This is a genomic window from Verrucomicrobiia bacterium, from assembly GCA_036405135.1.
Classification (GTDB): Bacteria; Verrucomicrobiota; Verrucomicrobiia; order Limisphaerales; family JAEYXS01; genus JAEYXS01.
Genome location: DASWYF010000035.1, coordinates 184,964 through 206,502 on the forward strand (window position 1 = coordinate 184,964; position 21,539 = coordinate 206,502).

Below are 21,539 nucleotides of genomic sequence, written 5' to 3' on the forward strand. Positions count from 1 at the left end.
CCCGCAGTTAATACAGCACACAGTTATTTCGAAGATTCTTCATGAACCAGAAAAACATCATCAAAGTTCTGCCCGCCGTGGTCGGTGTGGCTCTCGCGGTAACTCCAGCCCTCGCGCAAACGGCTCCGGCCAAGCCTGCACCGGCAAAGGCTCCAGCAAGCGCTGGCCTGGTCAACGACTGGTTGCGCAAACAGGATGATGCGTTCAAGGCTTTCGATATCGGAGCTGAAACCCGTCTGCGCTACGAGATGTTCCAAAACGGCTTGAGCACGGACAGCTCTGCTGCCGGTGTCTCGCGCCATTTTATCGATGGCATTGATAACGACGACGCCGTGCTCTACTTCCGCCAGAAAGTCCACTTGGGCTACAAGGCAGCGGATTGGCTGGGCTTCTATGTGCAGGGGCGTTACAGCGCCACCGGCGGTGATGATCAGGCAGCGAATCCCGGTGAGGATTTTGTCGATGTGTTCCAAGCCTACGTGGACTTGGGTAACAAGAAGGAATTCCCACTGACAGCACGCATCGGTCGTCAGGTTCTGTCCTACGGCGATCAGCGCTACGTCGGCCAGTCGAACTGGAGCAACGTGGATCGCTCTTTCGATGCCTTCAAACTGCGCTACGAAGCCAAGGATATCTGGGTGGATGCTTTCATGAGCCGTGTCGTGCTGACGGATGACAACGAGTTCAACGTATCGAATGATTACGATCTTTTCTCCGGCGTCTACGCAGGCACGAAGACATTGATCCCCAAGCAGGAAACGGAAGTCTATTTCCTCTCCCGCAATGCCTCGGTGGGTTCTCCTACGGCCACGACGGGTGCTCCGACCGCAGGCGGTCCTTCCGCACGTGACATCTACAGCCTTGGCTTTCGCGTGAAATCGTTGCCCGGTGAATTCAAGGGCTGGGATTACAGCGCTGAATTCATCCAACAATTCGGCAGCGTGAATGTCGGTGGTGCGCAAGGCCGCATCAAACAAGACGCCTTCGCCGCTTCACTCGGTGGCGGTTATACGTTCAAGGAGGTGTTCGCCGAACCTCGTGTCGGATTCCTCTACAACTATTCCTCAGGCGACAACAACCCGACGGACGGCAAGAGCGAAACGCTTGAGACATTGTTCGGTACGAATCACGGCCTCTATGGTCTGATGGATTTCACGGGTCTGCGTAACACCCATAACCCGACGCTGAGCCTGAACCTGAAGCCTGCGAAGGCGTGGAAGGTCAGCTTGGATTACCACATGTTCTGGCTGGCGAATGACCGCGACTTCTTCTACCCGCAATCGGGTGGCGGACGCGCTGCGAACGGTTACGGTCGCAATACGCAATACAGCAAGTTCATCGGTTCCGAGATCAACCTGACCGCAGCTTACACCATCAAGCCATGGTGGAATCTCGAGTTCGGTTATGGTCATTTCTTTGCGGGAAGTTATATCAAAGATTCGCTTTCAGCCGCGGGCAACCGCGCTGCCGATTCGGACTGGGGTTACGTCCAGACGGTATTCAAGTTCTGACGCTTCTCCGTTCGTTCCTCCGCAGGCGCCCGGGCGTGCATTCCCGGGCGCCTGTTTTATGGACTCATCTCCGTAACAACCTGTCACTAAAGTCCAGGATATAACTGCCGATATTTAGGCAATACTGGCTTCGGGAGTTTCCCGAGAATGCACTCCAATCCGATTTAAATAAAAATATGAACCAGCCGATCTGCATCACGTTCGCAACTCTCATCTTGCTTTTCACCCGGCTAACAGCGCAGGCGCAGCTTGATCCGGCCGCTCAGGCCAGGGTGGATGCTGCTGTAATGGACATTCAGCAATGGGCCTCCAACCCCGCAATCGTGAAAGCGGTATCGGCCCAGAATGCCACCCTTCCGGCGGATTATTCAGCCATGACACAGGATAAGTGGAAGGTGGCTACGATCTTGGACCCTTTCGTCCGTTCCTTCTCCAAGAATGAAGCCGGGGCATTCCTCAAAACCAAAAAGACGGACACCGTTTCTGAAGCATTCATCTCGGATGCGAACGGTCTTAAGGTCGGTTTCCTCTCCAAGACATCGAGCTGGAGTCATAAAGGCAACCCCAAACACGAAGTTCCGATGACTGGCAAAATTTGGCAGGGCAAGGTCGAGCTGGATGAGTCCACTGGGCTGCAGCAAGTCCAAGTCTCCGTGCCTGTGCTCGCTGATGGCAAGCCAGCGGGTTCTCTTGTAGTTGGTTTGGTGCTCTCCAAGTTGGAGAAGTAAGCGGCCTGTTTCAGGTTCGAAAACTTATGAAAAAATTCAGCATCCCGCGCCAGATGATGGTGTTCATCGTGGCTTTTGGCGCGGTGAGTCTCATTTTGTGTGCGGCGCTTGGTGTGTTGCTGCGCGATTCTCTCGGCCATGCCGAAAGATCAGTCAGCAAGTCGACTGAAGAATTCGACCGCAGCTATCACTTGCTCGAAGTGCTGGGCTCGGGGCAAAGCCAGCTGCAGCGATTGTTGCGCATGAAAGACGCGGACGATATCGAGAAAGGCATCAAACTCCTTGAGGACATGCGGGCTGAGGTTCGCAAAACGATCAAGGACGACGGACAGGTTCTGGCTAAAGTTTCTCAATCTTATGAAACACTGGTCATCGCGCAGCAGAAGTCCCTGGATGCGTTGCTGCTCGGCAAATACAGCGATGCGAATGAAGTTTTCCTTGGTGAAACTTGTGCCGTTTATGAGGGCTTGCTGAATGAACTCGAAGATTCACAGAACAAGGCGCGTGAACTGGCGGCGACGGATTTCGCGGCGCAATCACAGGCGATTCATAGGAAAGTTTATATCCGCGGAATCATCACTTTCGCAGTGATGATCGGGTTGATGGTTTTCGGCTGGAATCTCAAATCTCATATCACACGTGCCTTGCAATGGCTCTCAGAGCAAATGGCAGTGATGAGCAAGCAGGTGGATCTGGCCTCGGAACAAATAGCTGGATCAAGCCAAAGCCTGGCTGAAGGGGCGAGCCAGCAGGCGGCCAGTTTGGAAGAGACGAGCGCCAGCCTGGAAGAGATGTCATCAATGACCAAGAGGAATGCCGAACATGCTCAACGGGCGAAAGATCTCGCAAATCAAACAAAACTGGCTGCTGATATCGCTGCAGAGGACATGGGAGCGATGAGCCGTGCTATGGATGACATCAAAGGAGCCAGTGACAACATCGCTGCAATCATCAAGACGATCGACGAGATAGCATTTCAAACTAACATACTGGCATTGAACGCCGCTGTGGAAGCTGCTCGAGCCGGTGAGGCCGGCATGGGATTTGCGGTGGTGGCAGACGAAGTCCGCAATCTTGCACAGAGAAGCGCTACAGCCGCCCGTGAAACCGGGGAGAAGATTGCAGATGCGATCCGCAAAAGCCAGCAAGGCGTGGAGTTAAGCGGCAAGGTGTCCAAGAGCCTGGACGAGATCGTCGGGAAAGCCCGTCAGGTAGATGATCTGGTAGGAGAGATTGCCGGAGCTTCGCGGGAGCAGAGCACAGGCATCAGCCAGGTCAATGAGGCTATGACGCAGATGGACAAAGTGACGCAAGGCAATGCCGCAAGCGCCGAGGAAAGTGCGGCTGCTGCTGAAGAATTGCACGCCCAAGCAGCGGCATTAAGGGGAGCCGTGGAACAGTTGCAGGCATTGGTCGGTGCGAAAGCAGAGGCAGAAATAGCAAGCAAACCCAAGACGGTTCCGTACAGCACGGGTGCAAAAGTGTTGCGCCCTGCAACTGCTGCAAAAACGAAATCTTCAGCGTCTCAGCCCATGATGCCAGCTCAGAATGGCGATAATGGCAAACATCATGTTTCCCTTCCAATGGAAGATGCCTTTAAAGATTTCTAGACGCATGAGAATATTGATCGCTGACGATGACCGCACTTCACGCGTTCTGCTGGCCAGAATCCTAAGGAATGAGCCAGATTGCAGCGTCGTTGAAGCCATGAACGGAGAGGACGCATGGGCCTGCCTGAATGAGGCAAAACTCCCCGATCTGTGCATATTTGATATCAGGATGCCCGCCATGAGCGGTCTCGAATTGCTTCAGAAAATGCGGGCTGATAAACATCTGCAAGCGATTCCAGTCATTCTTTGCACCGCCGTGAGTGATCGCAATGTGATAGTTCAGGCTGCCGCCCTGGCGGTGAAATACTATATTGTCAAACCTTACACCGAGGCCCTCGTTTTGACGCAAGTAAGGAATGTAAAAGAGACTCTGTTGCAGGCTCAGATACAGTCTGAAAAGTCTAAACCCGTGGCGCCTTCTGTTGAGGCTGTTCCCGCCGCCGAGGCCGCTCCAGCTGTTGTTGAGCAATAACTAAACCTGCTGACTTCCTTTCTGGCGAAGTTGGCGAATCGGCTCTTAGCGAACTTGGTCAAGAGTTTGGTGCCTAGAGCGGTTCAAAAAATACGGTAGCCGATGGTCTGGGGAGCGAAGCGGGAGTTTTTTTTGGGGGGGCTGGGGTCGTTTCGGCTCAGTCACAGGGTCTTATTGGAACCTGCTCCTTCGCCAAAGCCTCGACAGAGCCCAAAAATTAGCGAAGCAATCGTCTACAGTATTTTTTGAGACGCTCTAGAAATTGGGTTCCGTGAATACGTTCGCGACCATGTTCTGCATTTCGCTTACACCAAACGGCTTTTGCATGGCGCGGTGAGCGCCCAGTTTGACCGCGAGCATAAGATAGTTGATCGCCTCCATGCGGCCTCCTCCAGACATGGCGATGATCTTGATCTCCGGTTGTATCACGCGCACGCGTCGTATGGTCTCGAGACCGTCCATATCCGGCATGATCATGTCAGTGATGAGCAGGGAAAACTTCTGCTGTTCACAAAGCCGGACGGCCGCTTCACCAGACGGTGCTTCCTGCACCTGATGTCCTGCACGTGCCAAAGCGATCGCATAAGAGCGTCGGAGTGTCGGATCATCGTCGACTACCAAAATGGATCTTACGTTGTTCTCGATTGCTGCGCTCATCCTGTCTGCGATTCGTGCCTTTGCCTGTAATGGGAAAGGATTTCCCCGTCCTTCTATCGGCACTAACGGAGATGGCTTTAGCAAAATAATGCAATATGTGTACCAGGCCGGAGGCGGCTTGACGGAGAGTGTTTAAGTTTTAGTCTGGCTGCCTAATTCATGAAAAAGACAGCCGCCTTTCTGTCCCTAGTTTTGGCCGTTTTGGCACAAAATGCCCCAGCTGCTTCAGGACCGGTCCCTATGCTTTCACCCGCCGGAGTGTTGAAGACAGTCCAACTGCCCGAGGGGTACAAGATAGAGCTGGTGCTGTCCGAGCCGGATATCAAGGAGCCGGTCGTGGCGGCCTTTGATGGCAATGGGCGCATGTTCGTGGCGGAGATGCGGTCCTACATGCAGGATATTGATGCCACGGGCAAAGATAATCCGATCAGCCAGATTTCATTGCACTGGTCGAGCAAAGGGGATGGGAAATTCGACAAACACACTGTGTTCATCGACAAGCTGCTCTTGCCGCGCATGATACTGCCGTTGGGGCCGGGTGAGCTGCTGGTGAATGAGACGCATACGCAGGATATCTATCTCTATCGCGATAAGAACGGTGACGGCGTGGCGGATGAGAAGAAGCTGTGGTATGCGGGCGGGACGCGTGGGGGAAACATGGAGCATCAGCAGAGCGGGCTGATCTGGGGTCTGGATAACTGGATGTACATGGCGGTGAACAACTGGCGTCTGCGCTGGCAGGGCTATGACCAGCCGCCGCTGAAGGAGTCCACCTATGGTAATGGCGGCCAATGGGGATTGACCCAGGATGATAATGGCAAGGCGTGGTTTGTGAATGCGGGAGGGGAACGCGGACCGCTGAATTTCCAGACGCATTTCATCTACGGGAATTTCGAGGTGAAGAACCAGTTCGTGGATGATTATGCGGCGGTGTGGCCGTTGGTGGGATTGGCGGATGTGCAGGGTGGGAAAGGTCGGTTCCGTCCCGAAGATAATACGCTGAACCATTTTTCAGCCACGTGCGGGCAGGAGATCTTTCGGGGTGACCGATTGCCGGCAGAGATACGCGGAAATCTTATCTTTGGCGAGCCGGTTGGGCGTTTGGTTCGCAGCACGAAGATCGAGGTGAAGGATGGTCTTACTTATCTGAGCAATCCGTATCCAAAGTCTGAGTTCCTTCGATCCTCGGATCCGAACTTCCGCGTGATCAATGCGAACACGGCGCCGGATGGCACGCTGTATCTGGTGGATATGTATCGCGGCATCATCCAGGAGGGTGATTGGACGAAGGAGGGGAGCTATTTACGCGGAGCCATCCTCAAGCATGGCTTGGAAAAAAACATCGGCAAGGGGCGTGTCTGGCGCATCACGCACAAGGATTTTAAGCCGGGACCGCAGCCCAAGATGTATTCGGAGACGCCGGCGCAGTTGGTCGCGCATCTGTCGCATCCGAACGGATGGTGGCGGGATCAGGCACAGAAGCTGATCATCTTGAAGGATGACAAGTCCGTGGTGCCTGCACTGACCAAGCTGGTGAAGGAAAGCACGAATCCATTGGCGCGTATCCATGCGTTGTGGACGCTTGAGGGCTTGAATGCACTCACGCCGGAACTGGTGCGCGAGAAATTGAAGGACACCAATCCACAGGTGCGTTCAGCAGCCATCCGTGCGAGTGAAGGTTTGTATAAGGCCGGTGAAAAGTCCTTGGACAAAGATGTCGCCGCATTGCTCCGTGATGCGGATACGACGGTGGCCATCCAGGCGCTTGGCACGGCCAAGTTGCTGAACTATCCGGAAGCAAAAGCGATGGTCCAGTCGACAGCGATGAGCACGAATGCAACGCCGGGCTTGCGGGAGATCGCTATCCAGATGCTCGCGCCAGTGCGCAGCTGGGGCAATGAATATACAGGCGCGCAGAAGAAGTCACTGGAGCGCGGTGATGAGATATTCAAGGAACTGTGCTTCGCCTGCCATAATCCCGATGGCAAAGGCACGCCGATCGAGGGCAAGCAAGGACTGACTATGGCCCCGCCGTTGGCTGGTTCACGCACGGTCACGGGGCATAAGGATGGATTGATCCATGTGTTGTTGAAGGGGTTGACCGGGCCGGTGAATGGCAAGACTTATGAATCACTCATGGTGCCGATGGAGAGCAATGATGACGAATGGATCGCGGCTATCGCATCCTATGTGCGCAACAGTTTCGGCAATCGTTCCAGCACGGTGACGCCGCAGGAAGTGGCGAAGGTGCGCGCTGCCTCCAAGGTGCGGATGGAGCCGTGGACGATCGAGGAATTGCACGCCGTCCTGCCGCAAGCGCCTTTAGGCGGTCGTAACAAGTGGAAGCTCACGGCGAGCCATAACGTGAAAAATCTGGACAAGGCTTTGGACGGAAATCCCACGTCGCGTTGGGACACGAGTGCGTTCCAAGTGCCGGGTATGTGGCTTCAGGTGGAATTGCCGAAGGAGACGGATATCGCCGGACTGGTGCTGGATACGGCCGGTTCAGCGGGGGATTATCCGCGTGGCTACGAAGTGCATGTTTCGCTCGATGGGAAGGAATGGGGCAAAGCTGTGGCGACAGGCAAAGGGACGACAGCGATGACGGAGATCGAGTTTAAACCAACGAAGGCGAAGTTCATCCGCATCGACCAGACGGGTGAAGTGAAGGGCCTTTTCTGGAGCATCCACGAGCTGGATATCCTTGAACCACCGAGCCCGAAGACAATCAAAGCGACCGCCAAGAAAGAAACCGGCGGCTTCGAGTGAGGTGATCTGTTTCACCCTTCGTGCGAGCCGGTGGATTCGCGGTGGCGAAATTCCCGCGGAGTCACGCCGGTGAGCTGCTTGAAATCTTTGCTGAAGAAGAAGCGGTCGGCGTAGCCGACCTGCTCGGCGATCTCTTTTATCGCATCCGTGGTTTCTGCGAGACGGCGTTTCGCCTGGTTGATGCGTTCGCGGCGAAGCCAGTCGATGGGGCTGGTGCCGAAAGCGGCTTTAAACACGCGACTGAAATGAGAAGCGCTCATGCCCGCGAGCTTCGCAAGTTCTTCTACCCGATGACGCTCGAAGTAGAAGAGTTTCATGCGCTCCACCGGAGCACGCAGTGTCGGGGGGATACTGGGTGTTTGAGGCTCGGGATCGCGTAAGCGAGCACAGAAGGCGAGGGCGATCAACTGGCCGATAGCAGCGTGGACCAGAGCCGGAGCTTCTGGGGCATTGTCGGGCATCAACTGAAAGATTTCTTCATAGAGCGGTTGAGCAGCTCTGAGGTCAAAGCCGGAAAAAACGGGAGCTTCCGTCACTGAGAGAATGTCACACATCCGGGCGAGGCGGGGACCTTCGATGCGCACCCAGTAAACTTCCCAGGGGTCTTCTTTCATGGCTCCATGTTCATGAGGGTGATGACAGTTGATCCAGACGAACTGGCTGGGTTTTACGCTGTGCGTATTGCCAGCCACACGAACATAACCTCGACCCTTTAAACAAAGGATAAGCTCATGACCGGGGAAGTGATTGCGCTGAATCCGGTGGTCTGGTCCGCCGATGAGATGGCCGGCGCGAGGGACGGTATAAAACACATCCTGATGCACCGGATTCGGTGTCGCGAAGAGAGATATGGGAAAGCTGCTTTTTCGCCGTGTGGAGCGCATAGTTGGATAATACAACTTTAACGACGGGACGCTCCATTTATTTTTCGATGTCAGGACGTCAGATTGGACACGATGAATTCACGCCGTAAACGTATCGCTGCTTTGCTCGCGCTGTGGACCTGTTGTGCGCACACGTCGGCACAGGCGGCGGAAGCGGTGAGCTTCAGCCGGGATGTGCTTCCGATTCTCTCGGATAAATGCTTCGCCTGCCATGGGCCTGATGCGACACAGGCGAAGGGCGGTTTACGGTTGGATCAACGGGATAGCGTGACGAAGCCAGCGAAGTCCGGTGAAGTTGCGATCACGCCGGGGAAAGTGAAGGAGAGCGAACTGATCGCACGTATCCTCACGAAGGATGAGGATGATCTGATGCCGCCGCCGAGTTCTCACAAGGCGCGACTCACGCCGGAGCAGGTGAAGGTCTTGGAACGGTGGATCGAGCAAGGTGCGGTGTGGGGCAAGCACTGGGCTCTCGAGAAACCGGTGAAAGCGGCGGCGCCCAAGGGAGCGAAACATCCGGTAGATGGTTTCGTGCTGCAAAAATTAGCGGCGCAAAAAGTGAAGCCTTCTCCTGAGGCGGCGAAGCATACGTTGATCCGTCGTGTCTCATTCGATCTGACCGGCTTGCCTCCCACGCCGGAAGAAGTGGATGCGTTCGTGAAGGATCGTTCACCGGATGCGTTCCAAAAAGTGGTGAAGCGGCTTTTGGCCTCGGAACATTTCGGTGAGCGCATGGCGATGTGGTGGCTGGATGCGGCGCGTTATTCGGACACGGATGGTTTTCAATCCGATGATACGCGCACGAACTGGCCTTGGCGTGATTGGGTGGTGGGTGCGTTCAATAGCAACATGCCGTTCGACCAATTCACGCGGGAGCAGTTTGCGGGCGATCTGTTGCCGAACGCGAAGCCGGAGCAAATTCTTGCAACGGCGTTTCATCGCAATCACATGACGAACGGTGAAGGTGGTCGTGATCCCGAAGAATCTCGTGTCGATTACGTGTTGGATCGGGTGAACACCACCGGCACGGTGTGGCTGGGCTTGACACTTGGCTGCACGCAATGCCACACGCACAAGTATGACCCCATCTCGCATGCTGACTATTATCAACTGACCGCGTTCTTCAACAGCATCGACGAGGACGGCAAGGCGGGCAAAGCGGCGAAGCCTTATCTGGCGTATCAATCACCGATGGCCGAACGTGCGGTGAAGGAGGCGCAACAACTAGTAGATGCACGCAAGCCTCGCGAAGCTCAGTCGAAGAAGATAGCGGAAGAGCCGTTCGCGAAATGGCTGAAGGATCAGTCAGCACTCGTGAAGAACGGTTTCAATGCCTGGCATGTCTTGAAAGCGACGGAATTGGAATCCATCGAGGGCACAAAGCTGGCGCAGGAGGCAAATGGGGCGGTGCTGGCGAGCGGGCCGAATCCGAATCATGACGACTATCGCATCATGGCACCGGTAAAGTTATCACGAGTGACGGGTATCAAACTGGAAGTGTTGCCGCACTCCTCGAATACAAGCGGTGGCGTGTCGCGTGGGCAATCGGGTGAGTTCATTTTGACGGATATCAAGGTGCAGGTGCGTCGGACGGGCAGTTCGCAAATCCGTGACATCTTGGTGGGTGAAGCCGTGGCATCCGCTGAGACGGATCAAAAGCAGGCGCGCGAATACGGCAGCATCAAAGGTGTGCTGGATGATGATCCGCGCAATGGCTGGACGACGAAGGGGCTAGACCAGAAAGAGGCACGCACGGCGGTATTCGCCCTCGCGGAGCCGTTGGTGTTGGAAGCGGATGAGGAGATCGTGTTCGAGCTGCGACAGCGTTCGACTCTGGGTGATGCGAACATCGGCTACTTCCGCGTGTCGGTGACGGATCAGGCGGGTTCGGCTGTTCGTAGTGTGGAGCCAGCGCCTTTGGAGCAATTGGCGAAGGCGAAATTGGATGACCTTGCTAAACTGGATGTAAAGCTACGGGAAAAACTGTTCGAGCAATTCCTTGCCGACCATGCGCCGTATCAGGTGGAGAAGAAATTGTTGGAGCGGGCGAACAAACAATTGAGCGAGGTGAAATCCGCAGCAGGTAAACTTAACGTAATGGTGTTAGGCGAACGCAAAGAAGCTCGTGATACGCATGTGCTGATCCGCGGGGTGTGGGATAACAAAGGCGAGAAAGTGCAACGTGGTGTGCCAGCGGCAGTGGCGGACTGGCCCGCGAACGAAGAGAAGACGCGGCTAGGATTGGCGAACTGGCTCGTCTCCCGCGACAACCCACTCACGGCACGCGTGATGGTGAACAATCTGTGGCAGATGCTATTCGGTGCCGGACTGGTGCGGACGCCGGAGGATTTCGGTTTGCAGGGTGAGCGGCCGACGCATCCAGAATTACTGGACTGGCTGGCGGTGGAATTCATGGAGAGCGGCTGGGATGTGAAGCACATGCTGGAGGTGATGGCTACGAGCACGACGTATCGGCAAAGCTCCGTGGTGAACGAAGACATGCTCACGCGTGATCCGGAGAACAAGTTGTTGGCGCGTGGTGCACGCTTCCGTCTGCCGAGCTGGATGTTGCGTGATGCGGCTCTTCGCGGCAGTGGCTTGATGAATGAATCGCTCGGTGGTCCGCCCGTGCGGCCATATCAGCCGGATGGTGTGTGGGAGGAGATTTTCATGGGGCGTTTCCGTTATGAACCGAGCGAAGGGGCGGCGCAGTATCGACGCACGCTTTATGCGTTTTGGCGTCGTTCCATCGCGCCAACGTTCCTGTTCGATTCCGCGCAACGTCGTGTGTGTGAAGTGAGGACGCCTCGAACGAATACGCCGTTGCAGGCACTCACGTTGCTCAATGATCAAAGCTATCTGGAAGCAGGGCGCGCATTGGCGATCAAAGCGGTGCAAGCGACCGGCAAGCCAGAGGATCGAATCACGGACATGATGAAGCGGATGGTCTCACGCGCGCCTTCCAGCAAGGAAGCGGCCGTATTGAAACGCGAACTGGAAAGGGCTCAGGCGTATTACAAGGTGCATCCAGAGGATGCGAAGAAGTTTGTGGCGAGTGGACAGTTGCAAATTGAAACGAATTTGGCGGCAGCTGATGTCGCAGCTTACGCCGTGGTCGCGAGCATGATCCTGAACCTTGATGAGGCTATCACCCATGAATAACCAAGACGTAAACAATCCAGGTCTGCTCACGACGCGCCGTTATTTCTTGGGCCAATGCACTGGCCTTGGATTGGGCGCGATGGCACTAGGACAGATGATCCAGCAGGCGATGGCGGTGGAGCCTATGCGCAATAGCATCGGCGGATTGACGGATTTGCCGCACTTCGCACCGAAGGCGAAGCGGGTGATATTCCTGACGCAATCGGGCGGGCCTTCGCAGATCGAGTTGTTCGATGACAAGCCGGGCTTGAAGAAGTGGGCGGGCATTGAATTGCCGGACACGATCCGCAATGGGCAACGGCTGACGACGATGACGTCGAATCAGAAGCAGCTTGTCATGCCAGCGCGCACGGAGTTCAAGCGGTGTGGACGCAGTGGCGCGACGATCGGCGAGTGGTTGCCGCACTTGCGCGAGGTGGCGGATGATCTGTGTTTCATCAAGTCCATGCACACGGACCAAATCAACCATGCGCCCGCGATGACGCAGTTTCTAACGGGAAATCAACTCGCGGGTCGCCCGAGCATGGGCGCTTGGGTGAGCTATGGTCTCGGCAGTGAGAATCGCAACATGCCGGATTACATGGTGATGATCTCGAAGATGCAGCGACCCAGCGACCAGCCGCTCTATGATCACTACTGGGGCAGCGGGTTTTTGCCGTCGCGTTTCCAAGGTGTGAAGCTGCGGAACTCTAAGGATCCGGTGCTGTATTTGCGCGATCCAGAAGGGCTGCCGCGTGAGGTGCGGCGTGGAATGTTGGATGGCCTCGGCGAACTGAATCAGATGCGGCTCAAGGAAACGGGCGACCCGGAGATCGCGACACGCATCCGGCAATACGAGATGGCGTATCGCATGCAGACGAGCATCCCGGAACTGACGGATCTGAGTGATGAACCGGAATCGACATTTGAACTGTATGGTCCGGATTCGCGGCGGGCGGGGAGTTATGCGGCGAATTGTATCCAAGCACGAAGGTTGGCGGAACGTGGGGTGCGTTTCATCCAATTGTTTCATCCAGATTGGGATCATCACAGCCGCTTGCCATCGTGGTGCTTGGCGCGTTGCCGGGATACGGATCAGGCGAGTGCGGCCTTGATCAAAGATTTGAAACAGCGCGGTATGCTCGATGACACGCTGGTGATCTGGGGCGGTGAATTCGGTCGCGGTGTGGCGGGGCAGGGCAAGTGGGACAGCATCGAGGCCGGGCGCGATCATCATCCGCGCTGCTTCACGATGTGGCTTGCGGGTGGCGGTGTGAAATCGGGCATCACATACGGAGCCACGGATGACTTCAGCTACAACGTAGCGGACAAGCCGGTGCACGTGCATGATCTGCATGCGACGGTGCTGAAGTTGTTAGGCATTGACCATGAACGGCTCACGTATCGACATCAGGGACTGGACTTCAAACTGACCGGTGTGGAGCCAGCGAAGATTGTGAAAGATATATTAGTTTGAGGAGATGCTTATGAAACGACTGCTTTCATGGGTGCTTTTATTGATGGTGGTAGTTCAGGTTCGCGCGGCAGAAAAACGTGAAATCAAACTGTGGCCGCAAGGGATGCCGGAACCTATTGTACCAACCGACCCGGCAGAAGCCGTGGTGAAGGGGCCAGATGGTATCTCGCGTCGCTCGAATGTTTCGCAGCCGCGTCTCTTTGTGCATGAGCCGCCTGCGGGTGTTAAGAAGAGCGGAGCAGGCGTGATCGTGGTGCCGGGCGGTGGCTTCGGCAGATTGGCGGATGAGCATGAAGGCTCGGATGCGTGCGAGTGGTTGGCGAAGAATGGCATCGTGGCGTTTCAACTCGCGTATCGCACTCCCACGAACAAACAGACTGAGCCTCATGCAGGCCCAGTGCAAGATGTGCAGAAGGCGTTGATCGAGGTGCGGAAGTTGGCGGCGGAGTTCGGCGTGGATGCGAAGAAGATTGGTGTGCTGGGATTTTCAGCGGGCGGACAGGTGGCGCTGATTGCGGCGACAAATGAGCCGAGGTTTCTGGGTGCCAATGGAATCGTGAAGCCGGACTTCCTGCTGCTCATCTATCCTTACCAGATTTACGACAAGGCGACGAAAGCTTTGCGCGCAGATATCAAGCTGGAAGCCGGTTTGCCGCCGACGTTCATCGCGCAAGCGGGAGATGACACGGCTTCTCTTCCACAGGGCAGCACATTGCTGTGTCTGGATTTGATCAATCGTAAAACACCGGCGGAGATTCATATTTATGAAAAGGGAGGACATGGTTTCGGCATGCGTCCGCGTGAGGGTGCAACAGGGCCGACGGATTGGCCGGTGCGCTTTGGATTGGCTGCGGTTGCGTGGCTATGCGGAGGCAGTAAAACCATGAGCGTTCTCGTCACTAAGGGCTTTGCATTTGCGCGATTGCGGTTAAAGTATCGCACCATGAAATCCGCATTGCTTGCCTTGGGTGTATTGCTCGGAACTTCTTCAGCTTTTGCTGCGAATTGGCCGCAGTTCCGTGGACCAGAGTTCAATGGTTCCTCCACGGAGAAAAATCTGCCGACTCAATGGTCTAAGACGGAAAAGGTGGCTTGGAGTGTGGATATGCCGGGCACAGGCGCAGCAACGCCGATCGTGTGGGACGATCATGTGTTCGTCTCTTCCACGGATAAGCGCACGCGCTCCACGGTGGCGATGGCGATTGATCGCAAAACTGGTAAGGTGCTCTGGCAGCACACCGTCGGGGCAGGGGATTCGCGCGATGAGCGGTCCAATTATGCCGCACCTTCTCCCGCTACGGATGGCAAGCTGGTGGTGTTCTTTTACGGGAATGGTGATCTCGTTGCTTTTGATTTCTCAGGCAAGAAATTGTGGCAACGCAATCTGCAGAAGGACAACGGTGACTTTGCGTTTCAATGGACTTTCTCGACAAGTCCGTTGCTCTTCGAAGGTAAACTCTACATGCAGGTCTTGCAGCGCGATGTGCCGGTGAATGGTCGTGGTGCGAAGCCGAGCGGTATTGAATCCTATCTCCTCGCGATTGATCCGCAGACGGGGAAAGATATCTGGAAGCACATCCGGCCATCGGATGCGGCGGCTGAATCGTTGGAGGCATTCACCACGCCTGTGCCGTTCGCGAACAATGGCAGGAAGGAATTGCTAATCGCGGGTGGTGATTGTCTGACGGGGCATGATCCAGTGACAGGGAAGGAACTGTGGCGCTCAGGTTCATGGAATCCTACAAAGATCGGACATTGGCGCTTGGTGCCTTCACCCGTGGCTGGAGATGGAGTCATCCTCGGTTGCGCACCGAAGAAGAGTCCGGTGTATGCGGTGAAAGCGGGTGCGAGCGGCAACGTCCCGTGGTTGTGGACAAGTGAGGCGCGCGAAGTTTCCTCCGATGTGCCGACACCGCTTTTCTATGAAGGTGACTTCTTCGTGTTGAGCGACGTGACTTCCTCCATCTCCCGCGTCGAGCCCAAGACCGGCAAGGTGAAATGGACCGTAGCAACTCCGGGCCGCTCTAAGCATGAAGGTTCGCCTACGGGTGCGGATGGCAAAATCTACATCATCAATTTCCTCGGCGATGTAACGGTGGTGAATGCTGCTGATGGCAAAATCCTCAGCACGATTCCCATGGGTGAAGCAGGAGACAACAACACCCGTTCCGTAGTCGTAGCCTCCCAAGGCCAGCTCTTCATCCGCACTAATACCAAACTCTATTGCATCGATGGAGCCACGAAGAAAGTGGCGCTCAACACATCAGGCGAATAACGCCGCCACCGGTTTGCCGCCATCCGTGATCGGCACTGGACGGCTCGCGTCGTAGAGTTCCTTGGCCGGATTGATCCCCAGTGCAGCGCAAATCGTCGCGTGAAAGTCCGGCATCGTGACGGGATTCGTCAGAACTTTTTTCGAGAGTTCGTCGGATTCGCCATATGCACGCCCGTGCTTCAAGCCGCCTCCCGCCATCACCAGCGTGAAGCACTTCGATTGGTGTCCGCGCCCACCACCAGAATCGAATTCCGGCGGACGCCCGAATTCCGTGCCCACCACCACGAGCGTTTTATCCAGCATCTTGCGCTGTTCCAGATCCATTGCCAGCGTTGCCAGTGCGCGATCCAGTTCCTGGATGAGCATGTATTGCTTGAGCTGCCCCTCGTTGTGCGTATCCCAGCCTGTGCCGTTCACGAAATTCAAATTGTGCGACACCTCGACGAATCGCACTCCTGCCTCCACCAATCGACGTGCCAGCAAACAACGTTGGCCAAACTCACTGCCGTATTGATTCCGCAACTCCGCGCGCTCTTCCTTCAATTGAAACAGCCGCATGAAATCCGGTCCCGCCAGTTTCAAGCTCTGCTCGATCACTTCGTTATATTGACGAGTGGCCGCATCATCTGGCGTGGATTGGCGGACCTCTGCGAGCAGTTGTTCCCGGCGCGCCTGCCGCACATTATCCACGCCCGAGTGCCGTACGAAACCATTCGGTCCCGCCTCCGTATCCGTGAGATACAGGTAACCATGCTTCGGCCCGAGAAATCCCGGATCACGTGACGTGTTCGGGTAGCCGATCACCACATACCCTGGTGTCGCTGGCGAAGTCTGCCCCAGCTCATGCGCCACGATGCTGCCGATGCTCGGATACCGGATCGTCTCGCTGAACGGCCGCGCCGTGTGCACGAAGTGTGTCGCCGTTGCGTGTTCATCCACCGTGGAATGCGTGCATGTGCGCAAGAGCGTGAATCGGTCCATCACCTTCGCCATATGCGAGAGATGCTCCGTCACCTTCACGCCTGGCACTGCGGTATCAATCACATTGTAATCTGTACCCGCTTGTTTCGTCTTCGGATTACCGCGCTTCTTTGGATCGAACGTATCGATCTGCGACATCCCGCCGCCCAGCCACAGGAAGATGCAATGCTCCGCCTTGCCTTTCGGGAAATTCGCCGAGGGTGACGCCATCACGTTCGGCAGCAGATTCATCATCGATGCCGTCGCCGCCGCTTTTCCGCCCAATCCCAAGAATTCGCGACGCGATAAGTTTTTGTTCAATCCAGACATCATGGCTCGTTAAGGAATATAAATCGTTTCCGGCGCATTCAGCAAGGCCCAGAGAAAATCCTCCATGCGCGCGCGCCAATCAGCTTCCAGTCGACTCGTGGGCGCTGGTCCTCTCTTCGCTTCATTTTCTTCTACCTGACGCAACACATTCGCCTCTGGCACGATATGATTTCCCCAGCTTACGTAAGGTTTCGGCGCGTGCGGGATGAGCGCGAAATCCTTCGATAACACGCGCTTCTCATATCCCGGCTTGAGCAAGTTGACGAATTTCGCGCGCTCTGTTTCTTTCGGTAAACGCCCTAGAACGCGCAAGAAAACTTCCTCCACCAGTTTCTCGGCGGACTGCTTCTTCAACGCCAGTTCCGTCATCTCTGAATCTTCTGAAAGCCGCGTGAGCCACAAGCTCGCTGTGCCGTTGGCGAGCAACGCCGGTTGCAGCGGATTCGCTTCATTCTTACGCACCGAGATCGGCTCCTGCCGGTTACCATCCCATCCAAACGCCGTCATCAGCTCAGTGATCACTTGCGCCCGTGGCAGATTCAAACTAGGCCGGTCGCGATCATTCGCCGTGTAAACGAATTGCCACGCGCGTTTCGGTTCGCCGAAGTTCAGCGCCAGACGCGGTGTGCGTCCGCTGTCCACATCGATACATACCAAGCCTGTATCGAAATCTTTTCCGTAAGCTGAGAACAGCGAATCCACCAACTGCTCCGCGCTCAAACGCCGTTTGATCGGCGCAGCGAAAAGACGGTTCGCATCCGCATCAGTGCGAGACTGCCGTTGATACGCCTGTGAATTCACGATGAGCCGAACTATATGTTTCAGATCGTAATCATGGCTCACGAATTCTCGCGCCAGCCACTTCAGCAATTCTGGATGCGATGGCTTCGCGTTCTCCCAATCATGCAGCGGCTCCACGATCCCGCGCCCGAAATAGCGATGCCACACGCGGTTCACCATCACCTCGGCGAAACGCTCGTTCTGAGGCGTGGTGATGAGTGCCGCGAGACGCGTGCGTGAATCCGCATTCGCCTCCACAAACCCGCCCGGCAATTCCTCATCCATCAGATTCTTCAGAGTCCATTCCGGTGCCAGCTTTTCACCCGGTTTTAGCGTCACTTGGATGAGCGGCTTGCGACCCGTCGGCAGTTTATCCAGCGCCACCGTGCTCGTCTTCGGCACCTCCACCGATTGCTTCGCCAGCATCGCGCCAAGGTGGAATAAGTCCGCCTGCGTGCTGCGGTGATACGGCGCATCGTGGCACCTCGCACATTTCATCTCGGTGGCGAGCAGTGCTGAACTGATGATGCCCGCCTTCGCTACCATCGGCGAATCATTAAACGCCGCGAGCGAGAAGCCCGCCGGTCCGCCCTCATACGCGCCACCTTCCATGCGCACCAGTTCCGTGATGAACATGTCCATCGGCTTGTTATCGCGGAACGATTCATAGATCCACCAACGGAACGGCCCCGTGTTGTTCAGTGTCGCGTTCACCAGGTTCGGATTTTCCCCCAGCAAATCCTGCCAGAAACCCACCCAATGATCCGCCCAGCGCTTGTCCGCCAGCAACCGCTCGATCAACCGCGCGCGCTTATCCTTGCGCTTGTCCGCGATGAATTCACGCACCTCATCCGCCGTGGGAAAGAGCCCGATCGTATCCAGCGTCACGCGCCGGATGAATTCCCCATCCGTCGTGAGGGCCGCCACTTCGAGCTTCGCTACCGGCGCTTCCTCCGGCCACACCGCGCCTTCCTTCACCCAACGCGCAAGTATTTCGATCTGCGCCGCCGTCAGGCGATCGCCCTTCGGTGGCATGATCTCATCCGCATCCTTCGGATTCAGTCGTTGGATAAACGGACTCTTCTCCGGATGACCGATCACAATGCCCGCCTCCTCCGAATCACCACCCTTAAGCGCCGCGCTCAAGCTATCCAGGCGCAAGCCACCCTTAGGTTTCGCGCTATGGCAGGAGAGACAATTCTTTTCCAAGATCGGCAACACATCGCGATGAAACTGCACCGTGCCCATCTGCGCCTTCGCACTCGCCTGCGCCCGCTCGATGCGCACATTGAGGAATTGATCCAGCGCATTATTCGCCGCGAGAGAAGTGATTGGCGGTTGCGCCACCGGATTCGCCTTCACGTATTCACGCGCCGCCTCATGCCGCATCTTCCAGTAATCCGCATGCTTCGCCCGCGCTTCCGCCCGTCGCGTCGATTCCATCTCATCATACACCGCCTCACGCGTTGCGCGATACGCCACCCAACCCGCATCCGTCAGCGGCACATCGAGCTTCGGTGACAAGATGTGAAATTCATTGGCTCCCGCTCGTGACAAAGCGATCACCGTCTCACCCGGTTCCACGCGGATCAGATCCTTCCCGCGTAATCCACCCAGCAACGTCTCGAATGCAAACGTCTGCGCCTTGCCCGTCGCCGTAAAATTCGTTAGCACCTCATAATCACCCGGCGCACGCTGACGCGTGAACGCACCGAGGCTCAGGAAATTCGTCCGCACCAGATCATGCCCATCCGCGATGGGCGCGGGGAAGGGGAGGGACACCACGGCTTTACCATCCACGCTCAAGCGCGCACCACTCCGCGCCCGCAGCAGCAGATCATACTTTCCGGCAGGCAGCTTGAACGTCGCCGTTGCCCGAACGAGCAAAGGACCACCACGCTCCGCCCGCACACCCGTAGATGTGTATTCCCATGGCAGATGAAAAAATGCGAACGCCGGTTCAGTGTAGCTATCCTCCACTTTCGTCAACTCATTCGTCGGCCACGCACGATTCCCCGGCACCCCCGCCGTGATCACCTCCACCCGCACCGGTTCCGCCGCCATTAAATTCAAACATCCCAATGCCAGCGAACACCAGAGCCACGATAGACGAATACCGAGGCGTATTCCTCCCTCTCGATGTTCGGAGTTCGATGTTCGATGTTGGATGTTTCCGATGAATGCCTTTTGGCTTTCCATTTCTTCCATCCAGCTAAAATGACGTTTCAGACGTTCCATGAGTTTCGGTGACTCATTCAGTGTAGTGGACATCTCCCTCCCGTCACGAACGCAATGGTGGGAGCCTTCACTACCACTTTCGGGTAATCCTCCTGAAACACCCTTTCCACAGAACATCTCCTGATCCTGCTGCCAAGCTGCTGGTAAAATTCTGAAAATGATCTTCCGAGAGCGCGTCTCCGCACTTTTTCCTGTTGCTGTCATAACCGCCTCCTTGCTCATCACTGGTGAAAATACAGCAGAATTTAAAAACTGCAATAGATATTTTAAATAAATTGCGCTTTTAATGAAAAAGATTGCGCTATAACAACATGCAAAGTGTGTGTTTCTTGAAATCGTATGAAAATAATTTGTGGTTTGCGTGGAAAACAGGTTCTTCGCTGTTTTCAGTGGAATGGGGATTTGGTAGGAGGAGGAGATGACACCAGAGCGACTGTTTCATGAGTTATTGGGCTTGGGGATGAACTGGGAGGTGAAGGCGAGCCGGTTTGACCGGGACGACGGATTGGTCGAACTGGAGCTGGCCGAGACGTCCGGGTTGTGGGCGGCGGAGCGCTGTCCGCAGGACGGCGGAGCGGTCTTCTGTTATGACCACACCGAGGAACTGACGTGGCGGCATCTCAATGTGTTCGAGCATCGCTGCCAGATCACCTGCCGGCTGCCCCGAGGCAAGTGCCGCCAGTGCGGGCATGTCTTCCGGGTGCGCCCGCCGTGGGAGGGGCTGAGCACGCACTTCACCAAGGAGTTCGAGGCGTTTGCCCTGGTGTTGCTGCGGGAGATGCCCGTCAAGCGGGTGGCCGCCCTGACGGGCGAAACGGACACCCGGCTGTGGCGATTGCTCTTCCGGCAGGTGGCGGCGGCTTACGCCGAGGCCGACTTCAGCCAGGTCTGCTGCGTGGGCGTGGACGAACTGGCGGTACGCAAGGGCCATGAGTATGTGAGTGTGTTCGCCGATCTGGTCAAACGACGGGTGCTCTTTGCCACGGAGGGCAAGGACCAGACGACGTGGACGCGCTTTATCACGTCGCTGGAAGCACACCATGGCCACCGGCATGCGATCACACAGGCCAGCATGGACATGAGCCGGGCCTATCAGGCGGGGTTGGCCGAGCATTGCCGCAATGCCCAAGTCGTGTTCGACAAGTTCCACGTCCTGCAGAACGCCAACGCGGCGGTGGATGAGGTGCGCCGGGCCGAAGTGCGGACGACACGGGAGGCAGGCGTCTGGCGGGCGTTGCAGAAAAGCCGCTGGTTGTGGCGCAAGAATCCCGAGAACCTGACGCCCAAGGAGCAGGCGCGGCTGGCGGGCATCGACCAGAAAAGCCTATGGACCGCCAAGGCCTATCAGCTGCGGCTGGTTTTGCAGGACATTTACCGGAGTGCTTCAGCCAGCGTGGCCAAACCACGGCTGCGCGTCTGGTGCCGGTGGGTCCGCTGGGTGGCCCGCCACGTCAAAAACCGCGTGTTTGCGCCAATGCTAAAGCTGGCCAAGCTGGTGGAAAACCATCTGCCGGGCATCCTCGCCCATTGGAAATGGGGCCTGACCAACGCCTTCATGGAAGGCTTGAACAGCGTCTTCAGCGCCACCCGCCGCAAAGCGCGTGGTTACCGCTCCTCCACCTACCTCATCACCATGCTCTACTTCCTCGCAGGCAAACTCCGCCTGCCCCAGCACTGAACCCATTCCACTGAAAACAGCGAAGAACC

14 protein-coding genes are annotated in these 21,539 nt (G+C 56.3%); 9 read left to right on the forward strand and 5 right to left on the reverse strand.

Translation table 11 applies throughout. The features are described from left to right. Positions 1-41: 41 nt before the first annotated feature. From VGH19_17325 to VGH19_17340, 4 genes are all read left to right on the forward strand, one after another. On the forward strand, positions 42-1,511 hold the full coding sequence (locus VGH19_17325) for an alginate export family protein (protein HEY1173134.1): 1,470 nt from the start codon (positions 42-44) through the stop codon (positions 1,509-1,511). 176 nt (positions 1,512-1,687) lie between these two features. Beyond that, complete coding sequence (locus VGH19_17330) at positions 1,688-2,239, forward strand: hypothetical protein (GenBank protein HEY1173135.1); 552 nt, start codon at positions 1,688-1,690, stop codon at positions 2,237-2,239. 26 nt (positions 2,240-2,265) lie between these two features. Continuing rightward, positions 2,266-3,849: a methyl-accepting chemotaxis protein gene (locus tag VGH19_17335; protein ID HEY1173136.1), complete on the forward strand. Its 1,584-nt coding sequence runs from the start codon at positions 2,266-2,268 to the stop codon at positions 3,847-3,849. Between the two features lie 4 nt (positions 3,850-3,853). Continuing rightward, positions 3,854-4,321: a response regulator gene (locus tag VGH19_17340; protein ID HEY1173137.1), complete on the forward strand. Its 468-nt coding sequence runs from the start codon at positions 3,854-3,856 to the stop codon at positions 4,319-4,321. Positions 4,322-4,576: 255 nt separating this feature from the next. Here the strand turns inward: VGH19_17340 and VGH19_17345 are convergent, their stop codons facing one another. After that, positions 4,577-4,978, reverse strand: a complete 402-nt coding sequence (locus VGH19_17345; protein HEY1173138.1) for a response regulator — start codon at positions 4,976-4,978, stop codon at positions 4,577-4,579. A gap of 240 nt (positions 4,979-5,218) precedes the next feature. Between VGH19_17345 and VGH19_17350 the strand changes: the two genes are divergently transcribed. Then, positions 5,219-7,747, forward strand: coding sequence for a discoidin domain-containing protein (locus tag VGH19_17350; protein ID HEY1173139.1), 2,529 nt, complete (start codon positions 5,219-5,221; stop codon positions 7,745-7,747). An 11-nt stretch (positions 7,748-7,758) separates the two neighbouring features. Here the strand turns inward: VGH19_17350 and VGH19_17355 are convergent, their stop codons facing one another. Continuing rightward, entirely contained in the window at positions 7,759-8,631 is an 873-nt protein-coding gene (locus VGH19_17355; GenBank protein HEY1173140.1) for an AraC family transcriptional regulator, read from the reverse strand. A gap of 72 nt (positions 8,632-8,703) precedes the next feature. Between VGH19_17355 and VGH19_17360 the strand changes: the two genes are divergently transcribed. The 3 genes from VGH19_17360 to VGH19_17370 are packed head-to-tail and all read left to right on the forward strand — an operon-like array spanning position 8,704 to position 15,524. Beyond that, positions 8,704-11,793, forward strand: coding sequence for a PSD1 and planctomycete cytochrome C domain-containing protein (locus tag VGH19_17360; GenBank protein HEY1173141.1), 3,090 nt, complete (start codon positions 8,704-8,706; stop codon positions 11,791-11,793). Then, positions 11,786-13,249, forward strand: a complete 1,464-nt coding sequence (locus VGH19_17365; GenBank protein ID HEY1173142.1) for a DUF1501 domain-containing protein — start codon at positions 11,786-11,788, stop codon at positions 13,247-13,249. Before VGH19_17360 ends, VGH19_17365 begins: the two co-directional genes overlap by 8 nt. Before the next feature lie 10 nt (positions 13,250-13,259). After that, a complete protein-coding gene (locus tag VGH19_17370) occupies positions 13,260-15,524 on the forward strand; it encodes a PQQ-binding-like beta-propeller repeat protein (protein ID HEY1173143.1) in 2,265 nt (754 codons plus the stop codon). Here the strand turns inward: VGH19_17370 and VGH19_17375 are convergent. From VGH19_17375 to VGH19_17385, 3 genes are all read right to left on the reverse strand, one after another. Then, positions 15,513-16,814, reverse strand: coding sequence for a DUF1501 domain-containing protein (locus VGH19_17375; protein ID HEY1173144.1), 1,302 nt, complete (start codon positions 16,812-16,814; stop codon positions 15,513-15,515). The two genes, VGH19_17370 and VGH19_17375, sit on opposite strands and share 12 nt — an antisense overlap. Before the next feature lie 9 nt (positions 16,815-16,823). Further along, entirely contained in the window at positions 16,824-19,658 is a 2,835-nt protein-coding gene (locus VGH19_17380) for a DUF1553 domain-containing protein (protein ID HEY1173145.1), read from the reverse strand. 619 nt (positions 19,659-20,277) lie between these two features. After that, positions 20,278-20,523 (reverse strand): hypothetical protein, encoded by a 246-nt coding sequence (locus VGH19_17385; GenBank protein ID HEY1173146.1) that lies wholly within the window; start codon positions 20,521-20,523, stop codon positions 20,278-20,280. Between VGH19_17385 and VGH19_17390 the strand changes: the two genes are divergently transcribed. Further along, entirely contained in the window at positions 20,437-21,510 is a 1,074-nt protein-coding gene (locus VGH19_17390) for an ISL3 family transposase (protein ID HEY1173147.1), read from the forward strand. The two genes, VGH19_17385 and VGH19_17390, sit on opposite strands and share 87 nt — an antisense overlap. Positions 21,511-21,539: the final 29 nt, after the last annotated feature.

What these genes read in the sequence shown, in the direction of transcription:
- VGH19_17335 (HEY1173136.1), top strand. Translation starts at nt 2,266, where the DNA reads ATGAAAAAATTCAGCATCCCGCGCCAGATGATGGTGTTCATCGTGGCT.
- VGH19_17370 (HEY1173143.1), top strand. Translation starts at nt 13,260, where the DNA reads ATGAAACGACTGCTTTCATGGGTGCTTTTATTGATGGTGGTAGTTCAG.
- VGH19_17380 (HEY1173145.1), bottom strand. Translation starts at nt 19,658, where the DNA reads ATGGCGGCGGAACCGGTGCGGGTGGAGGTGATCACGGCGGGGGTGCCG.
- VGH19_17340 (HEY1173137.1), top strand. Translation starts at nt 3,854, where the DNA reads ATGAGAATATTGATCGCTGACGATGACCGCACTTCACGCGTTCTGCTG.
- VGH19_17345 (HEY1173138.1), bottom strand. Translation starts at nt 4,978, where the DNA reads ATGAGCGCAGCAATCGAGAACAACGTAAGATCCATTTTGGTAGTCGAC.
- VGH19_17330 (HEY1173135.1), top strand. Translation starts at nt 1,688, where the DNA reads ATGAACCAGCCGATCTGCATCACGTTCGCAACTCTCATCTTGCTTTTC.
- VGH19_17355 (HEY1173140.1), bottom strand. Translation starts at nt 8,631, where the DNA reads ATGCGCTCCACACGGCGAAAAAGCAGCTTTCCCATATCTCTCTTCGCG.
- VGH19_17375 (HEY1173144.1), bottom strand. Translation starts at nt 16,814, where the DNA reads ATGTCTGGATTGAACAAAAACTTATCGCGTCGCGAATTCTTGGGATTG.
- VGH19_17365 (HEY1173142.1), top strand. Translation starts at nt 11,786, where the DNA reads ATGAATAACCAAGACGTAAACAATCCAGGTCTGCTCACGACGCGCCGT.
- VGH19_17325 (HEY1173134.1), top strand. Translation starts at nt 42, where the DNA reads ATGAACCAGAAAAACATCATCAAAGTTCTGCCCGCCGTGGTCGGTGTG.
- VGH19_17385 (HEY1173146.1), bottom strand. Translation starts at nt 20,523, where the DNA reads ATGCCCGCACTGGCGGCACTTGCCTCGGGGCAGCCGGCAGGTGATCTG.
- VGH19_17360 (HEY1173141.1), top strand. Translation starts at nt 8,704, where the DNA reads ATGAATTCACGCCGTAAACGTATCGCTGCTTTGCTCGCGCTGTGGACC.
- VGH19_17350 (HEY1173139.1), top strand. Translation starts at nt 5,219, where the DNA reads ATGCTTTCACCCGCCGGAGTGTTGAAGACAGTCCAACTGCCCGAGGGG.